This is a genomic window from Bradyrhizobium quebecense (assembly GCF_013373795.3).
Lineage (GTDB): Bacteria > Pseudomonadota > Alphaproteobacteria > Rhizobiales > Xanthobacteraceae > Bradyrhizobium > Bradyrhizobium quebecense.
In genome coordinates this window covers 4,620,408-4,639,710 of the sequence record NZ_CP088022.1, presented here as the reverse complement: position 1 = coordinate 4,639,710, position 19,303 = coordinate 4,620,408, and the positions used below count along the sequence as shown (strand labels likewise).

Genomic DNA, 19,303 nt, shown 5'->3' with positions numbered 1-19,303 from the left:
ATCCGGAAAAGTGCGAAGCGGTTTTCCGAAGAGATCATGCTTAAACAATGAGCTAAAGCGCGATGACGATTCAACCTGATCTCATCGCGCTTTAGCGGCGCAAATCCCCGCGGCTTGCCCGCGGGGATTTCGCACGAGCTGCGATTCAATCAAAACCAGCTCTAGAGAAAGGCGAGGTGCTCCACCTTGTTCACGACGTCGTCGAGTGTCTGCTTGGTGGCCGCGCTATCGCCGCCGGCCATGAACACCTGCCAGAACTGCCGATCGACATTGTGCAAATGCAGGATGGACACGCGGACGCCGTTCTTGTTGCCGGCAACCTCTGACTGGGTATTGACGACATCGGTGAAGCCGTTCTGCTTCAGCGTGTTGGCGACGACGCCCTTGAGCTCGCCGACATTCGCGAGCGCCTCGCTAAGGCCCATGCTGCGGAAATTGAAAAACAGGAACGCCATGCGACACCTCCTTCTGTTGCGGACGAGCGCAGCGCGGAAGTGCGCCGAACTGGCTCTCTCGCTCAATTAGAGGTGTATTCCATCGTTGAATAACCGCGTTATGAGCCGCTTCACAGGAACCGCGTTCGCGAGCGTGCGTCATTTGAACGCACGGGCTTTCCTAGCCGAGCTCGAACGTCGTGACGCCGAACACGCGATCGATCCGCAATGGCGGGATCGCGCCGGTGTACATCCGCGCGGTCTCGAACACCGGCGAGAGTGCGAGGCCTTGCGCCAGCGCCACGGCGTCGCGGTTGACCGCGGGGACATCGAGGAAGATGTCCCCGCCGCCTGCGCTCGCAAGCAATGCCGAAAGAATGGTCTCGGCGCCGGCGCGGTCGTCGGCAACCAGCGGGCCGACCTTGCGGCCGGTGCGGCACGGACGGATCACGCCCCAGCCGGCCAGCCTGCCGTCGCGCATCAGCGCGCGCCCGACATGTCCCGGCGCATTGATCCAGGCACGCAGGAAGGCGGGACGCGGTGCGGGAAATACCGTGGCGTCATCGGCCTCGACCAGCGCCATCGGCAAATCGGCCAGCGCAACGATGCCGGTGTTCGGCGCCGACGGTGCGGCGACCGTGCCGCCGTAGCGCACGTTGGCGTAAGCGAGCGCGAAGCCGGACTTTTGGTAGTTCGCCTGCTGCGCCACCACGCCATCGAGCCCGATCACGCGCGGATGCGCATGCGCGATGGCCGCATTCCATATCTTCAGACCGTAGCCGCGGCCGCGCAGATCCGGACGCACGATGTAGAAGCCGAGGAAAGAGAAACGCGCGCCGTAATTGACGCAGGAGATCACCGCCGCAGGCTGGCCGTCGAGCTCGCCGATGAAGAAGCCCTGCGAGTCCTCGGCGGCAAAGCAGGGCGCATCGGCGAGACCGGGATTCCATCCCTCCGCCGCGGCCCAATCCACCGCGAGCGCGATCTCGTCCGGCCGCATATGTCGGATGATGAGATCGCTCATCGACGATGATCCCGTGTGATTGGAGTCACGGACCGTGCCTCCTTGTCTGTGACGATCACACTACCCTCACAGAATGAGACTGCCCACAGAACGTAACCTGACACGCACAAAATTTTCGACGAATTCATCTAACAATTTATGATTTTGCCATAGTTAGAAACACGTTTGACTTGTGGTTGCCGCAAGCCTAACAATCTCGCGCGCCGCCGCAGATTTCAGGTGCGGTGCTCGTGAATCCCGGATCCAGCGGCCTTTGCGTCGCAAATTTTGAAATCGGAATCACCCTCAGCAGAAAGGATTGCATCGCGCTTCAGTACGACAACTGAACGGAATTGGGGACGTTTTTCATTTCACCCAAAACGGAGTTTTCCCATGACTCAAGTTGTTAATCTGTCCGGTAATCCAGATATCGATGGCATTCTCTGGGGATGGGAGTGGGGTTCGGGCGGCGCGCAGAATCTGACGTTTTCGTTCCCCACCGGCACCGCTGAATACGGCTATCAGGAGATCGACAATTTCAGCGCGTTCACCGCGGCACAGCAGACAGCGGTACGTACGGCGCTCACCAACATCGCAAGCTTCACCAATCTCACCTTCACCGAGACGACGAGCGCCGGCGCGACGCTGCGCTACGCCAATGCCGACAAGATCGACTACACCGACGACAGCAGTGTCGCCTTGCACACTGGACTGCACGTCCCCGGCAACGCGCCCGGCACCGCGGAGGCCAATCCGCCCGAACTGGGCTACAATGGCAGCGCCCCGTTCTCCGCGATGGGTGCGCAAGGCGACGCATGGTTCGTCACCGGCGGCTACACCAATCCGGTGCTCGGCAGCTTCCAGGATGCGGCCGGCATCATGCACGAGACCGGCCATAATCTCGGATTGAAGCACGGCCACGTCACGCAGGACGGGCACGGCGTGACGTTCCCCGCGCTGCCGGCTGATCACAATTCCTACGAATACTCGGTGATGACCTACAGCCAGTTTCCTGGCGACAATGCGACCAATGGCGACAACGCGCCCGATCATCCGACCACCTACATGCAGGATGACATCGCCGCGCTGCAGTACATGTACGGCGCGAACTATGGTGCCACGGCGCACAACGGCAACACCACCTACACCTGGAGCGTGACCACCGGCGAGGAGTTCATCGATGGCGTCGGGCAGGGCGCGCCGCAAAGCAATTTCGTGCTGATGACGCTGTGGGATGGTGGCGGCACCGACACCTACGACTTCTCCAATTACACGACCAACCTCTCCATCGATCTCGATCCCGGTGCCTGGACCATTCTGGACACCAGCGCGGCGCATGCGCAGCGCGCCGATCTCGGCAATGACGGGGCGGGCGGTGCCGAGTATTTCGCGCGCGGCAACATCGCCAATGCGCTGATCGATCCGACTAACCCGACCGAGATCGCATCGCTGATCGAGGACGCCAATGGCGGCTCGGGCAACGACACGATCGTCGGCAACGCCGCCGACAACGTGCTTCGCGGCAATGGCGGCAACGACACGATCGATGGCGGGGCGGCACCAACACGGTGGTCTACAGCGGCACCCGGCTGCAATACATCGCGACCCTGCTCGGCAGCGGCGCGATCCAGATCGCCGACCAGCGCGGCGGGTCACCTGACGGCACCGACACCGTCACCAACATCCAGAAATTCGAGTTCGCCGACGGCACATTCAACGAGACCGAGGTGCTGAACCGTCCGCCGGTGCTGTCGCCCGATCCGGATCCCCGCATCCGCTGACCGAATTGGCCAACACCACCAATTCCGCCTCGCTGCAGGAACTTCTCGGCACACTGACGTTCACCGATGCGAATGCCGGCGACACTCACACCGCGAGTGAGGCGTTTGATACCGCGACCTGGTCCGGCGGCGTCACGGTTCCGCTCGCGACGCAGGCGGCGCTGGCAACGGCGCTGACCGATTCGATTGGCGTCGACGGCACCAGCGGGACGCTCAACTGGCAGTTCGACCTGGCGGACAGGAATCTGGACTTCCTGGCGACGGGCGAGACGTTGACCGTGGTCTACGACGTCACGGTGGCCGACCACCACACCGGCTCGAGCGTCAGCGACACCTCGACCCAGCAGATCACAGTCGTCTTCACCGGCACCAATGATCCCGTGTCGGTGGTGCCGGCACTCTCCAACCTGACGGGGACGATCAGCGAGTTGCCCGGCGTTACCGGAAGTTCGACGCCGGATGCGACCTCCGGCACGATCGCCTTCACCGATCCCGATCTCAACGACCGGCCGACTGCGACGATCGATGCCGCCGGCGAGACGGTGACCTGGCAGGACTCGACGCACGACTACACGTCGGAACTCACGCCGACGCAGATCGCCTCGCTCGAGGCGGCGTTTACGATCGTACCCGAGGCCGGCAATACCAACGCGGGCAAGATCGACTGGAGCTACAGCATCGTCGACAAGGATCTCGATTTCCTGTCGGTCGGCGAGAGCCTCACCGTCACGGTGCCCGTCGTCATCGACGATGCGAATGGCGGGGCCGTCACACAGGATGTCGTCGTCACCATCAACGGTGCCAACGATGCGCCGATCGCGGTCGCGGACAGCAACGGCACGGCGAAGAAGTCGACGCTGTCGGTTGACGCGTCGCACGGCGTGCTGTCCAACGACACCGATCCTGACATCCACGATCAGGGGCACTCGGTGGTCAGCGCCGTCGACGGGGCGGCCGGCAATGTCGGGCACACCATCGCGGGCACCTACGGCTCGCTGACGCTGAATGCGGACGGCAGCTATGTCTATGTCGCCAACAAGGGCGGCTTGCCGTCGCAGATCGTCGCGCAGGACACCTTCGCCTACACGATTGCCGACCCGCATGGCGCAACCGCGTCGTCGACGCTGAGCATCGTCGTGTTCAATCCCGGCGTCGACTACCAGGCGGGAAGCCACACCACGCTGAACGGCGGCAACGGCCAGGACGTGCTCGACGGCTCGGCGGGGCACGACATCCTGATCGGCGGCAATGGCCCGGACGTGCTGATCGGCGGCGATGGGGACACGCTGACCGGCAACAACGGCCGGACACGTTCCTGTTCCGCCCGCATTTCGGCACCAACGTGATCACCGATTTCGTTGCGCACAATGACGCCGTGCAACTCGACAAGTCGATCTTCGCCAGCGTGAACGACATGCTATCCAATCACACGGCCGATACCGCCGCCGGCGCTGTCATAACGGACGCGTTCGGCGATACGATCACCTTTGCCGGAATCAAGGCGGCGGAGCTGCAAGCGCACGCAGGCGATTTCCATCTGGTCTGAGCCGGAGGAGGTCGTCCTGCCGCTTGATTCATAAAACCTCCCGCCGCAAGCTGCTTGCGGCGGGTGGTTGATCGGGACATTCGAAATGACGTGGCGTTTGCCGGCATTTGCCATCTCCGCAATCACCCTTGGTGTGATCGACATGACCGCGACGACGCAGATGAACGCGACAAGTGCTCTTGCTGCTTCGCCGATCTCGGGCGCAGCGCCGCTCGAGGTGACCTTCACCGGCATGGGGCCGGGGATGCCGGAGGGGGTGGTCGTGCTCGATTTCGGCGACGGCCGGACCGATGACACGATCTCACCGATCCGCGGCTTTCGACGGACGCACGTCTATCGCGCGGCTGGGTCGTATACGGCCGTGCTCAAGAGCGGCGCGTACGGCGGTCAACGCCCGGCCGTGCTGGGCGAAATCGGGCGGGTGACCATCATTGTGGATTGAGTCGAATCTCTCTCAGGCGATCCGAAGGACGAGGTTGACCAGTTCGGGCTGGCGGTGCGTGCCGGTTTTGGCGAAGGCCGACTTCAACTGGTTGCGTGCCGTGTCGCGAACGATCCCGAGCCGTTCGGCAGCGTCGGCGATCGAGAGGCCGCCCGCGAGCAGCGCCACCAGCCGCGCTTCTGCCGGCGTGAGGCCGAATGCCTGCGCGATCATGCCGGGCTCGGGCATCGCGCGTGGCGTCAAATTGACGAAGACCAGCATCGCCCGCGCGCCGAGGAAGGCGTTGCGTGCCGCACCGTCGATCGGCAACACGCGCAACACAACAGGCCCCTTGTGCGTACGGCGGATCAGGATCGGCTCGATCGGCAGCGCCGCGCGTTCGGGTGCGGCGCGGATCAGATCGACGACTTGATCAAGCCGTGCCTGTGCCGCTTTGTCGCGCACGATCAGCCGGCGATCCCTGATCCTGATGTCCGCGTCGAAGCCGGCATCGGCGGCTTCGTTGCGATCGATCACGAGGCCCGCGCGGTCGAGTGCGACGGCTGGCTGCCGCACCCGGTCGAGAATGCCGGTCATGGAGGCGAGCGCGATGCGTCCGACCGCAGTCGACAGCGTCGCTGTCTCCGTCAGGCGCGGCCCCAGCTGAGCCAGCAGCCGCGTCTCGCGTGTATCGAAATGTCCTTCCTTTCCGGTGCGCTGCAACGTCGGCACCCACGGTGCGCTGTCGGCCCAGAAGCCGATGCCGGCGAACCATTTGAAGCCGAACGGATACAACACTTCATTGTACATCGGATCCGACCGGATCTGCTCGGGCGTCAACAAGTCCTGATCGGTGATCACTTCGCCGGCCATTGCTCGCGGAACGCCTGGAGCGCGCGAATCCTGCTCATGCCAGTTGTGTGCGAAGTAGAGCTGCACCATCTCTTCGGTCGACGCGGTGCGCGGCACGTCCGGGGTCCGCACGTCGCTTTGCAGCAGCACGGCGCCGGTGGCGCCCACCGCTTCGCAGATCGACGTCATGATGTCGGTCCACGCCGTCGGGTCGACCACTGCCTCCCCCAGCCGCGCCATCACGCTGGACATTTGATCTGGGTCGATATCCCCGTTCATGCAGGGAATTGTCGCGCGAGGTGGCGTCGCGCGACAAGCGCCAAGTTGCGGTCCTTCCAAAAGAAATAGACGTATTGGACCGTCACTCTTGCGACGGCAGGGGATCAATCCGCCTGCTTCGGCCGGTACGCCGCGAAGAACACGCGCGTCGCGCTGTCGACGACAGTTGCGATCCGCTCCGGCGAGGGCGACGGATTGGCCTGGAAGATGAATGCCTGGAACAGCGTTGCCTGGCACATCTGCATGAACTGCCAGGCCGCGAGCTGATAGTCGTCGATCACGAGCTCGCCGAGCGCGGCGCGCGCCTCGAGATAGGCGGCGAAGCGGTCGACGGTGTGGGCGATCACATGGGTGTAGAACCGGCTGCCGAGCTCGGGCATCCGCTCGGCGATCGCCATCACGGTGCGGATCGCCGAGCCGCCGCCGGGGCGGCACAGCACCGCGACATAGGCGCGGCCGAATTCGGGGAGGGTGGTGTCGACGTCGCGTGCCGGATCGAAGTTGAAGGCGACCTTGCCCTGCTCGCGCTTTTCCTCCTCGACAATCGCCGCGAACAGCCCGGCCTTGTCGGGGAAATACACGTACAGGGTGCCCTTGGAGACCCCCGCGGCGCGGGCGATCTCGCCCATGCTGGCGCCGTCGAAGCCGAGCTCCAGGAATACCTTGCGGGCGCCGTCCAGGATCTGGCGACGCTTCGAGGACTCCTCGTCGCCGACGACGAGGTGGAGGGGGGTTGGGGGCGCTGCAACCATTGATTTAGCTTCTCGCGAAAGAACTCAACCCAGAATCAGTCCGGGAAGAATCGAAGCCTTATAATCTGCTTGGCGGGAATGTAGATTGACCGAACCGTTCGGTCAATGGTATTAGTGGCAGTGACGATGCGCCGCACGGCCCTTCTTCGGCCATTGCGCGCGTCAAGATTTTGGTGGGGAGCCTCGGATATGGCCGCAGCACGGGATCAGGCTGCACGCATTGTTCGTTCCGGGCCTGAGATGGCCGCGGACGCGATGGCGCGCGACGCGTCCGCCGATCTCGGTGAGCAGGGCCGCGCTGACGAAGCCAAATGGGCCGACGAAGCCAAGGGTCCCGGCGACAAGAGTCCCGGCGAAAAGGGTCCCGGCGACAAGCGTCCCGCTGAGGCGCCGCCGGCGGCTGCGCCCGAGAAGGCGGCGTCGGCCGCCGCCGCGGCGCCGAAGTCCGGCAAGCGCAGATTCGTGATGATGGGCGTGCTCGGGCTGCTCGCGCTCGCCGCCGCGAGCTATGCCGCTTACTACCTGATGGTCGGGCGCTTCTACATCTCGACCGACGACGCCTATGTCCGGGCCAACAACACCATGCTCGGCGCGCGCGTCGCGGGCCATATCGCGGCGATCCTGCCCGGCGACAACGCGCTGGTGCGTGCAGGTGATGTGATCTTCCGGATCGATGACGGCGACTATCGTATCGCGGTCGATGCCGCGCGCACGCGGATCGCGACCCAGCAGGCGACGATCGAGCGCATCGGTCGCCAGGTCGCGGCGGCCGAAAGCTCGGTCGAGCAGGCGCAGGCGCAGCTCGTCTCCGCCGAAGCCGGCCTGAAGCGCGCCGATCTCGATTTCGATCGCCAGCAGGCGCTGAGCACCAAGGGCTTTGCCTCGCGCGCCACCTTCGAAGTCTCCGAAGCCGGCCGTGATCAGGGCGCGGCCGCCGTGCGATCGGCGCAGGCTGCCTACGACGCCGCAAAGAGCAACGTCGATGTCACCAAGGCGCAGCAGGCCGAGGCCCGCGCCCAGCTCGCCGAGTTGCAGACCCAACTCGCCAAGGCCGAGCGCGATCTCGATTTCACGAAGGTGCGCGCGCCGGTCGACGGCACCTTCTCCAACCGTCTCGTCAACACCGGCGATTACATCAATGTCGGCCAGCGGCTCGGCAATGTGGTGCCGCTCGACGGCGTCTTCATCGACGCCAACTACAAAGAGACCCAGCTCAAGCGCATCCGCACCGGACAACGGGTGACGATCAAGGTCGACGCCTACGGCTTCCGCAAGTTCACCGGCATCGTCGACAGCATCTCGCCGGCCGCGGGCTCGGTGTTCACGCTGCTGCCGCCCGACAACGCCACAGGCAACTTCACCAAGATCGTGCAGCGTCTGCCGGTCCGCATCCGGGTGCCGAACAGCGTCGCGAAGCAGGGCATGCTGCGCGCCGGCATGTCGGTCTACACCACCGTCGACACGCGAGAGGGCGCGGCCGACGCCGACGCCGATACCGACCTCGACGCGCCGATGATGATCCATCCGCAGTGATGCCTTGAAGCTTCGGACCGCGGGTTCGAAGCGCGGAGCCTGATGAGCCCATGGCCGACGCGACCACTGCCTCTCCCTCGATGATGACCGGCGCCTCGGAGTCCGAGCGGCTCCAGCCCAAGCGGGTGGTCGCCTTCATCATAATGGTGTTCGGCATGTTCATGTCGATCCTGGACATCCAGATTGTCTCGGCCTCGCTCACCGAGATCCAGGCCGGCCTGTCGGCGTCTTCGACCGAAGTGTCGTGGGTGCAGACCGCCTATCTGATCGCCGAGGTGATCGCGATCCCGCTGTCCGGCTTCCTGTCGCGCGCGCTCGGCACCCGGCTGTTGTTTGCGATCTCGGCGTTCGGCTTCACGGTGTCGAGCCTCTTGTGCGGCTTCGCCTCCTCGATCGAGCAGATGATCCTGTGGCGCGCGTTGCAAGGCTTCCTCGGCGCCGGCATGATCCCGACGGTGTTCGCCTCGGCCTACACGATCTTTCCGCGCTCCAAGTTCTACATCGTCGCGCCGATCATCGGGCTGGTCGCGACCTTGGCGCCGACCGTTGGGCCGACCGTCGGCGGCTACATCACCGATCTGATGTCGTGGCACTGGCTGTTCTTCATCAACGTCGTGCCCGGCGTCATCATCACCATCGGCGTGCTGGCGCTGATCGATTTCGACCAGCCGAACTTCGCGCTGCTCGACCGGTTCGACTGGTGGGGCCTGATCTTCATGGGCGGCTTCCTCGGCTCGCTCGAATATGTGCTCGAGGAAGGCCCGCAGTATGAATGGCTGCAGGACACCTCGGTGGCGATCTGCGCCGCGGTCTGCTTCGTCTCGGCGATCGCCTTCTTCTGGCGGGTGCTGACCGCGGAGGAGCCGATCGTCGATCTCTATGCCTTCTCCAACCGCAACTTCGCGGTCGGCTGCGTGCTGCAGTTCTGCATCGGCATCGGGCTCTACGGCCTGACCTACGTCTATCCGCGCTATCTCGCCGAGATCCGCGGCTACAGCGCGCTGATGATCGGCGAGACCATGTTCATCTCCGGCCTGACGATGTTCTTCATGGCGCCGGTGGTCGGCCGGCTGATGCAGAAGGTCGATCTGCGCTACATCATCGCCTTCGGCCTCGTCACCTTCGCGCTCGGTTCCTGGCAGATGACCTGGATCACCCGCGAGTACGATTTCTACGAGCTGCTGGTGCCGCAGATCCTGCGCGGCATCGGCATGATGTGCGCGATGGTGCCAACCAACAACATCGCACTCGCCACGCTGCCGCAGGACCGCGTCAAGAACGCTTCCGGCCTGTTCAACCTGATGCGCAATCTCGGCGGCGCGGTCGGGCTCGCCGTGATCAACGAGGTGCTCAACGACCGCACCGATCTGCACATCTCGCGGCTGCAGGACCGCGTGACCTGGGGCAACACGACCGCGGTCGAGACCCTCAACAATTTCAGCCAGCGCCTGCAGGGCATGGGTGATGCCGCCACCATGGCGATGAAGCAGCTCTCGCAGCTCGTGCATCGCCAGGCCCAGGTGATGAGCTATGGCGACGCCTTCTTCATGCTGTCGCTGTTCTATGTCGGCCTCAGCCTCCTGGTGCTGTTCGTCAACAAGCCGCCGTCGATGACCGCAGGCGGCGGCGACGCGCATTGAGCGCATCGGCTTCGCACGCGGTGTGCGCCCGTTGGCGTGCAGAGCGTTGCATCGCCGACACATTGACGCACTCACGCGCTTGCCATCTTGCCAATCGCGCGTGATGCATTTATAAGCAGCGCATTCCTTACTCGAACCCGGGAGATGCGCATGAAATCGTTTATTTCGCAGATCGCGCGCCCGCGTTCGATGGTGCTTGACGCGCCTTCGCGTTAGCTCCCGGCGCTGATCGGGCCTGATCCCCGATCATCCAAACTTCCCAACACGTTATCTACAATTTCCAGCGACATAAGCGGCCGGATTCCGTCCGCCCGTCGCCTTAAGTGGAGCCGGCTTGCGCTGCAGAAGCGTGGCCGGAATGTGCCATGACCTCTCTGACGACCAAGCGACCGGCCGCGATCCGGATCGTCCTGCCATTCGTGTTCCGCCACTGGCTGGAGCAGCCGCTGCGCGCCTTCGCCGTGACGGCGGGCTTCCTCGGTGCGACCGCCGCCGACCTGTTCATGCCGGTGTTTTCCGGCCATTTGGTCGATGCACTGACCGCGGGCGCCACCGACGCCGTCGCGCGCCATGCGGCGATGCTGGCGTTCGGCGCCATCGTCGGCCTCGGCGCGCTGTCGCTGATGCTGCGGCTGGTCGGTATCCAGACCATCGTGCCGTTCACGCTGAAGACGATGTCCGATGTCGGGCAGCAGGCCTTCATGCAGGTGCAGCGCTTCTCGACCGACTGGCACGCCAATTCGTTCGCGGGCTCCACGGTGCGCAAGATCACGCGCGGCATGTGGGCGCTCGACCTGTTGAACGACACCATCCTGATGGCGCTGTTGCCGTCGCTCGTCGTGCTGCTCGGCTCGATGATCCTGCTCGGGCTGCACTGGCCGCAGCTTGGCGCGGTGATCGCCGTGGGCTCGGTGATCTATGTCGCGATGACCATGGTGTTCCAGGTGCGCTACGTCGCGCCCGCCGCGCGCGTCTCCAACGCGTGGGACACCAAGGTCGGCGGCACGCTGGCCGACGCCTTGACCTGCAACGCGGTGGTGAAGTCGTTTGGCGCCGAGACGCGCGAGGACATGCGGCTGGACGGCGTCATCAGCCGCTGGCGCCGGCGGGTGCGGCGGACCTGGCTCCGCTACAACCACACCTCGACGGCGCAGCTCCTGGTGCTGCTGTGCTTCCGTGCTTCGGTGATCGGCGGCGCAATCCTGCTGTGGGCGCAGGGTCACGCCACGCCGGGCGACGTCACCTATGTGCTGACCAGCTACTATATCATCCACGCTTACTTGCGGGATGTCGGCATGCACATCAACAACCTGCAGCGTTCGGTGAACGACATGGAGGAGCTGGTGCAGATCCATGGCGAGCCGCTCGGCATCGTCGATGTGGTCAATGCGAGGACGATCGACATCCAGCGCGGCCGCATCGTGTTCGACGACGTCACGTTCCACTATGGCGGCCATCGCCGGCCGCTCTATGACGGGCTGTCGGTCGACATCGATGCCGGCGAGCGTGTCGGCCTGGTCGGGCGCTCCGGCTCCGGCAAGACGACCTTCGTCAAGCTGGTGCAGCGGCTCTACGACGTCTCCAGCGGCAAAATCCTGATCGACGGTCAGGATATCGCCAAGGCGACGCAGCAATCGCTGCGCAGCCAGATCGCGATCGTGCAGCAGGAGCCGATCCTGTTTCACCGCACGCTGGCGGAGAACATCGCCTATGGCCGGCCGGGCGCCAGCATGGAGGCGATCGAGCAGGCGGCGCGGCTTGCCAATGCGCATGACTTCATCATGCGGCTGCCGAAGGATTACGGCACGCTGGTGGGCGAGCGCGGCGTGAAGCTGTCGGGCGGCGAGCGGCAGCGCGTGGCGCTGGCGCGCGCCTTCCTGGCGGATGCGCCGATCCTGATCCTGGACGAGGCGACCTCGAGCCTCGATTCGGAATCGGAGGCGCTGATCCAGCAGGCGATGGAGCGGCTGATGAAGGGTCGCACCTCGATCGTGATCGCACATCGGCTGTCGACCGTGCGCAGCATGGATCGGATCCTGGTGTTCGATCGCGGCGAGATCGTCGAGCAGGGCACGCATGAGGTGCTTGCCGCACGGCGGGGCGGCATCTACCGCGGCCTGTTCGAGCGGCAGGCGACCGAGTTCGGCCAGGCGGCCGCGGAGTAGGCGATGGCGCGTGGCTGATGGACCGATGTCCGTCAGCCGCGCGCTGTCGGCTATTTCGGCGCCAGCCCGTTCCACACCAGCGCCACGCCGGACAGGAACAGCAGCACCAGCACGACGTCGGAGAAGTTGCGGTCGCTGAGCGCGTGGTAGAGGCGCGCGCCGAGCCAGGCGCCGAGCAGCGTTCCCGGAAACGCGCAGCCCACGAGCCAGATCAGTTCGGGCTTCACCAGGCCGCTCGCGATCTGGACCAGGAGCGCGGCCGCCAGGATCGTGAAGTTGAAGATCTGGAATACGCCGCGGCGCTGCTGCTTGCCCCAGCCGCGCAGGCTCGCCCACAGGATCGGGAGCGGGCCGGACAGTCCGGCGAGGCCGCCGAGAATGCCGCCGGCAAATCCGATCGCGCCGTCGGCCCATTTGCCGCCGAAGGCGATCGACATCGGCTTGCGCTGCAGGAACAGCAGGGTCGGGAACACCAGCAGGAAGACGCCGATCGTCAGCTTGAAGACCCCGGGGTCGGCGCGGGCGATCAGCAAAATGCCGATCGGCACGCCGGCGAGGCCCGCGATGACGAACGGCCAGACCAGGCGGAAATCGATGCTCTTCCAGATCGACGGCAGCGTCGACACCTGCGCGATCACCGAGCAGACCAGCACCAGCGGCACCGCAAGTGTCGGCGGCAGCACATAGAGCCAGATGCCGAGCGCCATCAGCGCGGTGCCGAAGCCGGCAAGACCGGAGACGAAACCGCCGGCAAGCGCGCCGAAGAACAGGACCGCGTAGCTTGCCGGGTTCATCCTCGTCTCGTTCTTTTGATCGTTGCGGCGACGTTTACACGACGCGGGCGGCGGGTACACTTCAAAATCGCGGCTCATCAACGACAATCGGAATCGAAGCACCCCATGACTGCGAATACGTCGAAAACCTTTCTGGTCTGTCACGGCGCCTGGTCGGCCGGATGGGCGTGGAAGAAAATGCATCCCTTGATGCAGGCCGCCGGGCACCGGCTCGTCACGCCGAGCTACACCGGGCTCGGTGAGCGCGCGCACCTGGCGCATCAGGGGCTCGACCTCGAAGCGCATATCCAGGACGTGCTCGGCGTCATCTCCTACGAAGATCTGCACGACATCGTGCTGGTCGGCCATTCCTATGGCGGAATGGTCGCGACCGGCGTCGCCGACCGGGTGCGCGAGCGCATCGCGCAGCTGATCTATATCGACGCCTTCGTGCCGCGCGACGGCCAATCCCTGCTCGACCTCAACGAGCCGGCCATCGAGACCATGCGCGAGCTCGCGAGCGACGGCGACGGCTGGCGCATCCCGCCGATGCCGACGCCGCCGGATACGTCTCCCGCAGATGTCGAATGGCTCACCGCGCGTCGCGTCGACATGCCGATCAAATGCTTCGAGCAGAAACTCAAGCTGCAACATGGCGAGACCAAGCTGCCGCGCAGCTACGTCTACGCCACCCGCACCACGCTGGCGGACACGTTCGGGCAGTTCGCAAATCGCACGAGGAACGAAGCCGGCTGGCGCTATTTCGAGATCGACGCCAGCCACTCGCCGAACGTCACGGCGCCGGAGGCGCTGATGGCGCTGCTGCAGGAGATCGTAGCGTAGTGTCCGAAGTCGACGGCTTCTACTTTTCTGAGTCGCTATCCTTGAGTTGAATGCCCTCGGTCCGCAGAGCCGCGAAGAGCGCTGCGATATCGTCGGGCTCCATGCTGTTCGGGCACAGGCCGTTGAGTTGTTCGGTCGTGATCGTGCCGGTGGTCCTGGCGATATCTCGCGCCTTTGCCATGATCTTCTGAAGGTCCATCTGCGATCCTCCGCGGGGGGCATTCTAGCAAATGGGATGCAGCCGTGGCGTCCGATATGGCGAAGGGCCCGGCGTGTTACGCCGAGCCCTTCATACTCCAAAATATCAGCCGGCCTGTAAGCCGGGTTCTGTAGGGCACCATTCTTGCGAATGGTACGCGACGGCCATTCCTCTGGGACAAGGTTTGCACCTTGCCTCGAGCAACCTACCCGGACAGCGGACCTGACATCGCCCTGCGGTGTTATCGCGCGTGCGCGAACTAACCGCGTTGCCGTCCCTATTCGGTTTTGCTCCCGGTGTGGTTTGCCATGCCGTCTCCGTTGCCGGAAACGCGGTGCGCTCTTACCGCACCTTTTCACCCTTGCTACCTCCGAGGAGGGAGCGGTTCGTTCTCTGTGGCACTTTCCCTGGGGTCGCCCCCGCCGGACGTTATCCGGCACCGCATGTCGATGGAGCCCGGACTTTCCTCCCCCGCGGCCTTTCGGCACCAGCGGGAGCGGCCGTCCGGCCGACTGACCCCCACCGCATGGGCGTTTCCGCCCGATCCGTCAAGCGGATAACGGCGGCCAGGGCGGCCAAAATAATTTATCCTGAAGATGTCGTTTGATCTGCCGCCCGTTCGACTGGGTGTCGGCGATCCAGCCGGTCAAGAGGAGAGACGAGATGCAATATTTGCTGCTGATCTACCGGAGCGACGCGGAATACGCCCACATGACCGCTGACGACCGCAAGGCCGTGACGGCGGAGTACGGCGCCTACACCCAGTCGATCATCCAGAGCGGGCACTTCAAGGCGGGCGACGGGCTGCAGCCGGTGTCGACCGCAACCACCGTGCGGGTCCGCGACGGCAAGACGCTGACGACCGATGGGCCGTTCGCGGAAACCCGCGAGCAGCTCGGCGGCTACTATCTGGTCGAGGCCAAGGATCTCGACACCGCGCTCGGCCTTGCGGCGCGGATTCCCGGCGCCAAGACCGGCTCGATCGAAGTCAGGCCGGTGATGATCTACGACAACCCGCGATGACGCCATTATCGCATCATCGATGCAGCGGCCGCGCCGTCCGGCGCGGCCGTTGAGCAACGATTGATGGCCATGACCCCGAGCCAGATCGAGAAAATCTTCCGCGACGAGGCGGGTCGGGCGCTCGCAACGCTGATCCGTCTCGTCGGCGATTTTGATCTGGCCGAGGATTCCCTGCAGGATGCCTTCGCGGTCGCGCTGCAGCGCTGGCCGATCGGTGAATTCCCCGCCAATCCGCGCGCCTGGCTGGTCAATGTCGGCCGCAACAAGGCGATCGACCGCGTTCGTCGCGCGGTTTCGTTCCGCGGCAAGCAGCAGGAATTGTCGCATCAATTGTTGCTGGATGCGGAGCCATCGCCGGAGCCGGCCGATGCGACGCTCGACGACGACATGCTGAGGCTGATCTTTACCTGCTGCCATCCGTCGTTTGCCGCCGAGGTACAGGTTGCGCTGACCTTGCGCACGGTGTGCGGCCTGACCACGGCGCAGGTCGCGCGCGCGTTCCTGGTGAGCGAGGATGCGATGGCGCAGCGGCTGTTGCGCGCCAAGCAGAAGATCAAGCTCGCCGGCATTCCCTATGAGGTGCCGGAGCGCGAGGCGCTGGAGCCGCGCCTCACGGGCGTGCTTACCGTGATTTATCTCGTCTTCACCGAAGGCTATGCCGCGACCGCCGGCGAGGATTTGATGCGGCCCGATCTTGCGCGCGAGGCGATCCGGCTGGCGCGGCTGCTCGATCGGCTGATTCCGGCGCGCGGCGAGATCAAGGGCCTGCTGGCGCTGATGCTGCTGCACGATGCGCGCCGCGCCGGCCGGCAGACCGCAGGCGGCGACATCGTGCTGCTCGAGGAGCAGAACCGTTCGTTGTGGGATTTTCAGCAGATCGCCGAAGGCGTGCGGCTGGTCGAGGAGGCGCTGCGGATGCCAGGCCGGCCGCAATCCTACGCCGTGCAGGCCGCGATCGCCGCGCTGCATGCGCGGGCGCCGAGCTATGAGGATACCGATTGGCCGCAGATTGCGGGTCTCTATGAGGTGTTGCTGCGCATCAGCCCGTCGCCGGTGATCGAGCTCAATCATGCCGCTGCGGTGTCGATGGTCGACGGCCCGGCGCGTGCGCTCGATCTGATCGACGCGCTGGACGCGCGCGGCAGCCTCAAGGGATACGACCAGCTGCCGGCGGTGCGCGCCGATCTGCTGCGCCGCCTCGGCCGCAAGGACGAGGCGCGGCAGGCCTATCTTGCCGCGACCGCGGCGACGCAGCTCGAGCCGCTGCGGCGGCTCTACGCACGCCGGCTCGCCGAGATGGGGTGACATCGCCTCATCTCGTGCGTGGTCCGTGAGGGCGCGCCGTTCACGTCAACGATCGTCAGCGTGCCGCGCGGCGTTGAACGCTCAGTACCCTGTCTTGGCCTTGGCGCCGGTCGATTGCCCGGTCGTCGTTCCACTCGACATGCCGGTCGTGGTGCCGGGCGCCATCATCTTCTTCTGCGCGTGATGGACCTTGTGGGTCTTGTGATGGGTTGACGTGGTCTTGTCCTGGGTCGACATGGCACCTGCCACTGTCGGAGCGGCAACGAGGCCGATAGCGACAGCTCCCGCGATGAGTGCTTTGAACATGGACGAATCTCCACTCAGACCGCCCCAGCTAAGAAAGACGGCACGTGGTCAAAAGTTCCATTTGCGCACGCGCATTTGGCAGAAAAAGCGGCGCTACTTCGTCTTCGCAGCGACTTGCGCCGCCGCATCCGGCGGCAGGCTCTCGAGCAGCGCGTGCAGCGTCGCCATGGTGGAGCGGTCGGCGATCCCGTCGACGCGCTCGGGGCGGAAGTGACGCTGGAAGGCGGTGACGACCTCCATCGTCGGGCCGTCGAACTTGCCGTTGGTCGGGATGTTGTAGCCGTAGCGCCGGAACGCGGCCTGCATGTTGGAGACGGCATCGCTGATCGCACCAAGCTGCAGCGCCTCGCCGCGCACGATCGGCGCCGGTTGCACCCAATGCCCGACGCCGGAATTGGCCAGCGAGTGCCAGGGGAACTTCTCGCCGGGATCCTTCTTGCGCCCCGGCGCAACGTCGGAATGGCCGAGCACGCGATGCGAGACTACCTTGCGGCGAAGCATGATGCCGCGGCACAGCGCGATGACGGCCGCGATCTGCCGCAGCGGGAAGTCGGGATAGCCCCAATCGTGGCCGCGATTGACGATCTCGACGCCGATCGAACAGGAGTTGATGTCGTCCTCGCCGGCCCAGGCGGCGACGCCGGCGTGCCAGGCGCGCTTGCTCTCCGGCACGCATTGCACGATGCGGCCGTCCTCGAGCACGATGTAATGCGCCGAGACCTCAGTGCCGGCGGTGCAGAGCTGGGCGATCGCGCCCTCGACGTCGGGCATGCCGGTGTAGTGCAGCACGATCATGTCGGGCTGCCGGTTGTTGGCGCGGTCGCCGAAATTCACCGACGGGATCACGTCGGAGGCGATCGAGGAATCCGGCGTGAACGTCTCCACGTCGGCCACGCCCTTCGGAACAGGAAGGACGCGCTGACGCTTCGAATCAGCGTTGCCGGACGAGGACGAACCAGAAGCCATACGAATCACTCAAAACCCGAACCAGGAGAAAGCATTTTGACATATGGATAAACAAATAGGCGTTTACTATTCCTTTACCGTGTGGGCCGCGCAATCGGCCCTGCCGGTTCCAAGCTCTGCATGATGCGCCGCGCAAAATGCCCCGAGCGGGGGCCGAGGGTATCATTCGAATGCGGGTCAAAGTCGCGCGATTCCGCTAACCGATCATCAACGTTTTCTTAACGTTAAGTGCCGTTACTGAGAGGTGAAGTGCCGAACCGGTTTCGGGGGACGGCCGAGGTCCGCTGTTTGCGCGAAATCCCATGGAAAGCCTCCCAATTCCGGTCGGATATCAGGTTTTGCGGCCGAGTACGGGAGTTGGCGCTGGGATCGCGGAGCGCTTTCTTCATCGGAATGGTCGGGCAAGGCGCGAGGATTCGAGGCGCAATGAGTCGGCGCGCAGTCAGCTTGCATGCCAATTACGCAGCTCCGCCCGGAGACCGCGCATGAGCGAGCGTGCGCCGCGTCACATTTCAGTGCTGGGCCGCGAGGCTGTCGCCTATCTCGCGCCGCGCGCCGGCGGCATCTATGTCGACGCGACTTTCGGTGCCGGCGGCTACAGCCGGATGATCCTCGACGTCGCTGATACGCGCGTCATCGGCATCGACCGCGATCGCACCGCGATAACCGGCGGCTTCGACCTGGTCGATGGCGCCGGCGGCCGGCTGACGCTGGTCGAGGACCGTTTCTCTGATCTCGCCGAGGTCTGCGCCTCGCAGGGAGTGGACCAGGTCGACGGCGTCGTGATGGATGTCGGTGTCTCCTCGATGCAACTCGACCAGGCCGAGCGCGGCTTCTCGTTCCGCTTGGGCGGTCCACTCGACATGCGGATGGCGCAGAGCGGCCCGACCGCGGCCGATGTGGTCGCAACCGCGTCCGAGAAGCAACTCGCCGACATTATCTATATCTTCGGCGAGGAGCGTCATTCGCGCGGCGTCGCGCGCGCCATCGTCGCCGCGCGCAAGGACGCGCCGATCACGACGACCGAGGCGCTTGCCGACATCGTCGCGAAGATCGTGCGCGCCAAGCCGAACGAGATCCATCCGGCGACGCGGACCTTTCAGGCGCTGCGTATCTTCGTCAATGAAGAGCTCGATGAGCTGCATCGGGCGCTGGCTGCGGCCGAGCGGGTGCTGAAGCCGGGCGGGCGACTTGCCGTGGTCTCGTTCCATTCGCTGGAAGACCGCATCGTCAAGAATTTCCTGAGCGAGCGCGGCAAGGTCTCCGGCGGCTCGCGGCATCGGCCTGAAGTGGCGCAATCCGCGCCGAGCTTTCAGATCTTGACCAAGCGGCCGGTGACGCCCGGCGAAGCGGAGATAGCAGCCAATCCGCGCGCGCGATCGGCCAAGCTGCGCGCAGCCGAGCGCACTGCGGCGCCGGCGCATGCGGACGACGACCTGCCGTCTTGGCCGCGGCTGTCAGACCTGAAGCGGGGAGGCTGAC

The 19,303-nt window shown here is 64.9% G+C and carries 19 protein-coding genes and 1 other RNA gene; 11 read left to right on the top strand and 9 right to left on the bottom strand.

Annotation, left to right across the window (positions count from 1 at the left end; all coding sequences use genetic code 11):
• Positions 1–161: 161 nt before the first annotated feature.
• Together HU230_RS22480 and HU230_RS22475 are read right to left on the bottom strand one after the other, a co-directional pair.
• Complete coding sequence (locus HU230_RS22480) at positions 162–455, bottom strand: hypothetical protein (RefSeq protein ID WP_176529805.1); 294 nt, start codon at positions 453–455, stop codon at positions 162–164.
• Positions 456–615: 160 nt separating this feature from the next.
• Positions 616–1,458 (bottom strand): GNAT family N-acetyltransferase, encoded by an 843-nt coding sequence (locus HU230_RS22475; RefSeq protein WP_176529806.1) that lies wholly within the window; start codon positions 1,456–1,458, stop codon positions 616–618.
• Positions 1,459–1,830: 372 nt separating this feature from the next.
• Here HU230_RS22475 and HU230_RS22470 point away from each other — a divergent pair, with 372 nt between their 5' ends.
• The 4 genes from HU230_RS22470 to HU230_RS22455 all read left to right on the top strand — a co-directional run bounded on the left by HU230_RS22470 (position 1,831) and on the right by HU230_RS22455 (position 5,206).
• Positions 1,831–3,171 carry a M10 family metallopeptidase gene (locus HU230_RS22470; protein ID WP_224943458.1) on the top strand — a complete coding sequence of 447 codons (1,341 nt, stop codon included), beginning with the start codon at positions 1,831–1,833 and terminating at the stop codon, positions 3,169–3,171.
• A gap of 52 nt (positions 3,172–3,223) precedes the next feature.
• The gene (locus HU230_RS22465) at positions 3,224–4,564 is read left to right on the top strand and encodes a VCBS domain-containing protein (RefSeq protein WP_224943456.1); all 1,341 of its coding nucleotides are present in this window, start codon (positions 3,224–3,226) and stop codon (positions 4,562–4,564) included.
• A complete protein-coding gene (locus HU230_RS22460; protein ID WP_224943454.1) occupies positions 4,561–4,764 on the top strand; it encodes a hypothetical protein in 204 nt (67 codons plus the stop codon). Before HU230_RS22465 ends, HU230_RS22460 begins: the two co-directional genes overlap by 4 nt.
• A gap of 85 nt (positions 4,765–4,849) precedes the next feature.
• On the top strand, positions 4,850–5,206 hold the full coding sequence (locus HU230_RS22455; protein WP_176529808.1) for a PKD domain-containing protein: 357 nt from the start codon (positions 4,850–4,852) through the stop codon (positions 5,204–5,206).
• A 12-nt stretch (positions 5,207–5,218) separates the two neighbouring features.
• Here the strand turns inward: HU230_RS22455 and HU230_RS22450 are convergent, their stop codons facing one another.
• The gene (locus HU230_RS22450; protein WP_176529809.1) at positions 5,219–6,289 is read right to left on the bottom strand and encodes a helix-turn-helix transcriptional regulator; all 1,071 of its coding nucleotides are present in this window, start codon (positions 6,287–6,289) and stop codon (positions 5,219–5,221) included.
• Positions 6,290–6,420: 131 nt separating this feature from the next.
• Positions 6,421–7,068: a TetR/AcrR family transcriptional regulator gene (locus tag HU230_RS22445; RefSeq protein WP_176529810.1), complete on the bottom strand. Its 648-nt coding sequence runs from the start codon at positions 7,066–7,068 to the stop codon at positions 6,421–6,423.
• A gap of 189 nt (positions 7,069–7,257) precedes the next feature.
• Here HU230_RS22445 and HU230_RS22440 point away from each other — a divergent pair, with 189 nt between their 5' ends.
• The 3 genes from HU230_RS22440 to HU230_RS22430 all read left to right on the top strand — a co-directional run bounded on the left by HU230_RS22440 (position 7,258) and on the right by HU230_RS22430 (position 12,406).
• Positions 7,258–8,601 (top strand): HlyD family secretion protein, encoded by a 1,344-nt coding sequence (locus HU230_RS22440; RefSeq protein WP_176529811.1) that lies wholly within the window; start codon positions 7,258–7,260, stop codon positions 8,599–8,601.
• A gap of 50 nt (positions 8,602–8,651) precedes the next feature.
• On the top strand, positions 8,652–10,241 hold the full coding sequence (locus HU230_RS22435; RefSeq protein WP_176529812.1) for a DHA2 family efflux MFS transporter permease subunit: 1,590 nt from the start codon (positions 8,652–8,654) through the stop codon (positions 10,239–10,241).
• A gap of 365 nt (positions 10,242–10,606) precedes the next feature.
• Positions 10,607–12,406: an ABC transporter ATP-binding protein gene (locus HU230_RS22430; protein WP_176529813.1), complete on the top strand. Its 1,800-nt coding sequence runs from the start codon at positions 10,607–10,609 to the stop codon at positions 12,404–12,406.
• Positions 12,407–12,456: 50 nt separating this feature from the next.
• Here the strand turns inward: HU230_RS22430 and HU230_RS22425 are convergent, their stop codons facing one another.
• On the bottom strand, positions 12,457–13,200 hold the full coding sequence (locus tag HU230_RS22425; protein ID WP_176529814.1) for a sulfite exporter TauE/SafE family protein: 744 nt from the start codon (positions 13,198–13,200) through the stop codon (positions 12,457–12,459).
• A 105-nt stretch (positions 13,201–13,305) separates the two neighbouring features.
• Here HU230_RS22425 and HU230_RS22420 point away from each other — a divergent pair, with 105 nt between their 5' ends.
• Positions 13,306–14,022, top strand: coding sequence for an alpha/beta fold hydrolase (locus HU230_RS22420; RefSeq protein WP_176529815.1), 717 nt, complete (start codon positions 13,306–13,308; stop codon positions 14,020–14,022).
• 19 nt (positions 14,023–14,041) lie between these two features.
• Here the strand turns inward: HU230_RS22420 and HU230_RS22415 are convergent, their stop codons facing one another.
• Together HU230_RS22415 and rnpB are read right to left on the bottom strand one after the other, a co-directional pair.
• A complete protein-coding gene (locus HU230_RS22415; RefSeq protein WP_176529816.1) occupies positions 14,042–14,221 on the bottom strand; it encodes a hypothetical protein in 180 nt (59 codons plus the stop codon).
• Positions 14,222–14,322: 101 nt separating this feature from the next.
• An RNA gene (gene rnpB / locus HU230_RS22410) (RNase P RNA component class A) lies at positions 14,323–14,737 on the bottom strand.
• 147 nt (positions 14,738–14,884) lie between these two features.
• Between rnpB and HU230_RS22405 the strand changes: the two genes are divergently transcribed.
• Together HU230_RS22405 and HU230_RS22400 are read left to right on the top strand one after the other, a co-directional pair.
• A complete protein-coding gene (locus tag HU230_RS22405; protein ID WP_176529817.1) occupies positions 14,885–15,244 on the top strand; it encodes a YciI family protein in 360 nt (119 codons plus the stop codon).
• Between the two features lie 69 nt (positions 15,245–15,313).
• Entirely contained in the window at positions 15,314–16,549 is a 1,236-nt protein-coding gene (locus HU230_RS22400) for an RNA polymerase sigma factor (protein WP_176534915.1), read from the top strand.
• A gap of 81 nt (positions 16,550–16,630) precedes the next feature.
• Here the strand turns inward: HU230_RS22400 and HU230_RS22395 are convergent, their stop codons facing one another.
• Both HU230_RS22395 and HU230_RS22390 read right to left on the bottom strand, forming a co-directional pair.
• Complete coding sequence (locus HU230_RS22395; RefSeq protein WP_176529818.1) at positions 16,631–16,855, bottom strand: hypothetical protein; 225 nt, start codon at positions 16,853–16,855, stop codon at positions 16,631–16,633.
• Between the two features lie 93 nt (positions 16,856–16,948).
• The gene (locus tag HU230_RS22390) at positions 16,949–17,821 is read right to left on the bottom strand and encodes an N-acetylmuramoyl-L-alanine amidase (protein ID WP_176529819.1); all 873 of its coding nucleotides are present in this window, start codon (positions 17,819–17,821) and stop codon (positions 16,949–16,951) included.
• Positions 17,822–18,306: 485 nt separating this feature from the next.
• On the opposite strand from HU230_RS22390, the gene rsmH reads away from it, so the two are divergent.
• Complete coding sequence (gene rsmH, locus HU230_RS22385) at positions 18,307–19,302, top strand: 16S rRNA (cytosine(1402)-N(4))-methyltransferase RsmH (RefSeq protein WP_176529820.1); 996 nt, start codon at positions 18,307–18,309, stop codon at positions 19,300–19,302.
• Position 19,303: the final 1 nt, after the last annotated feature.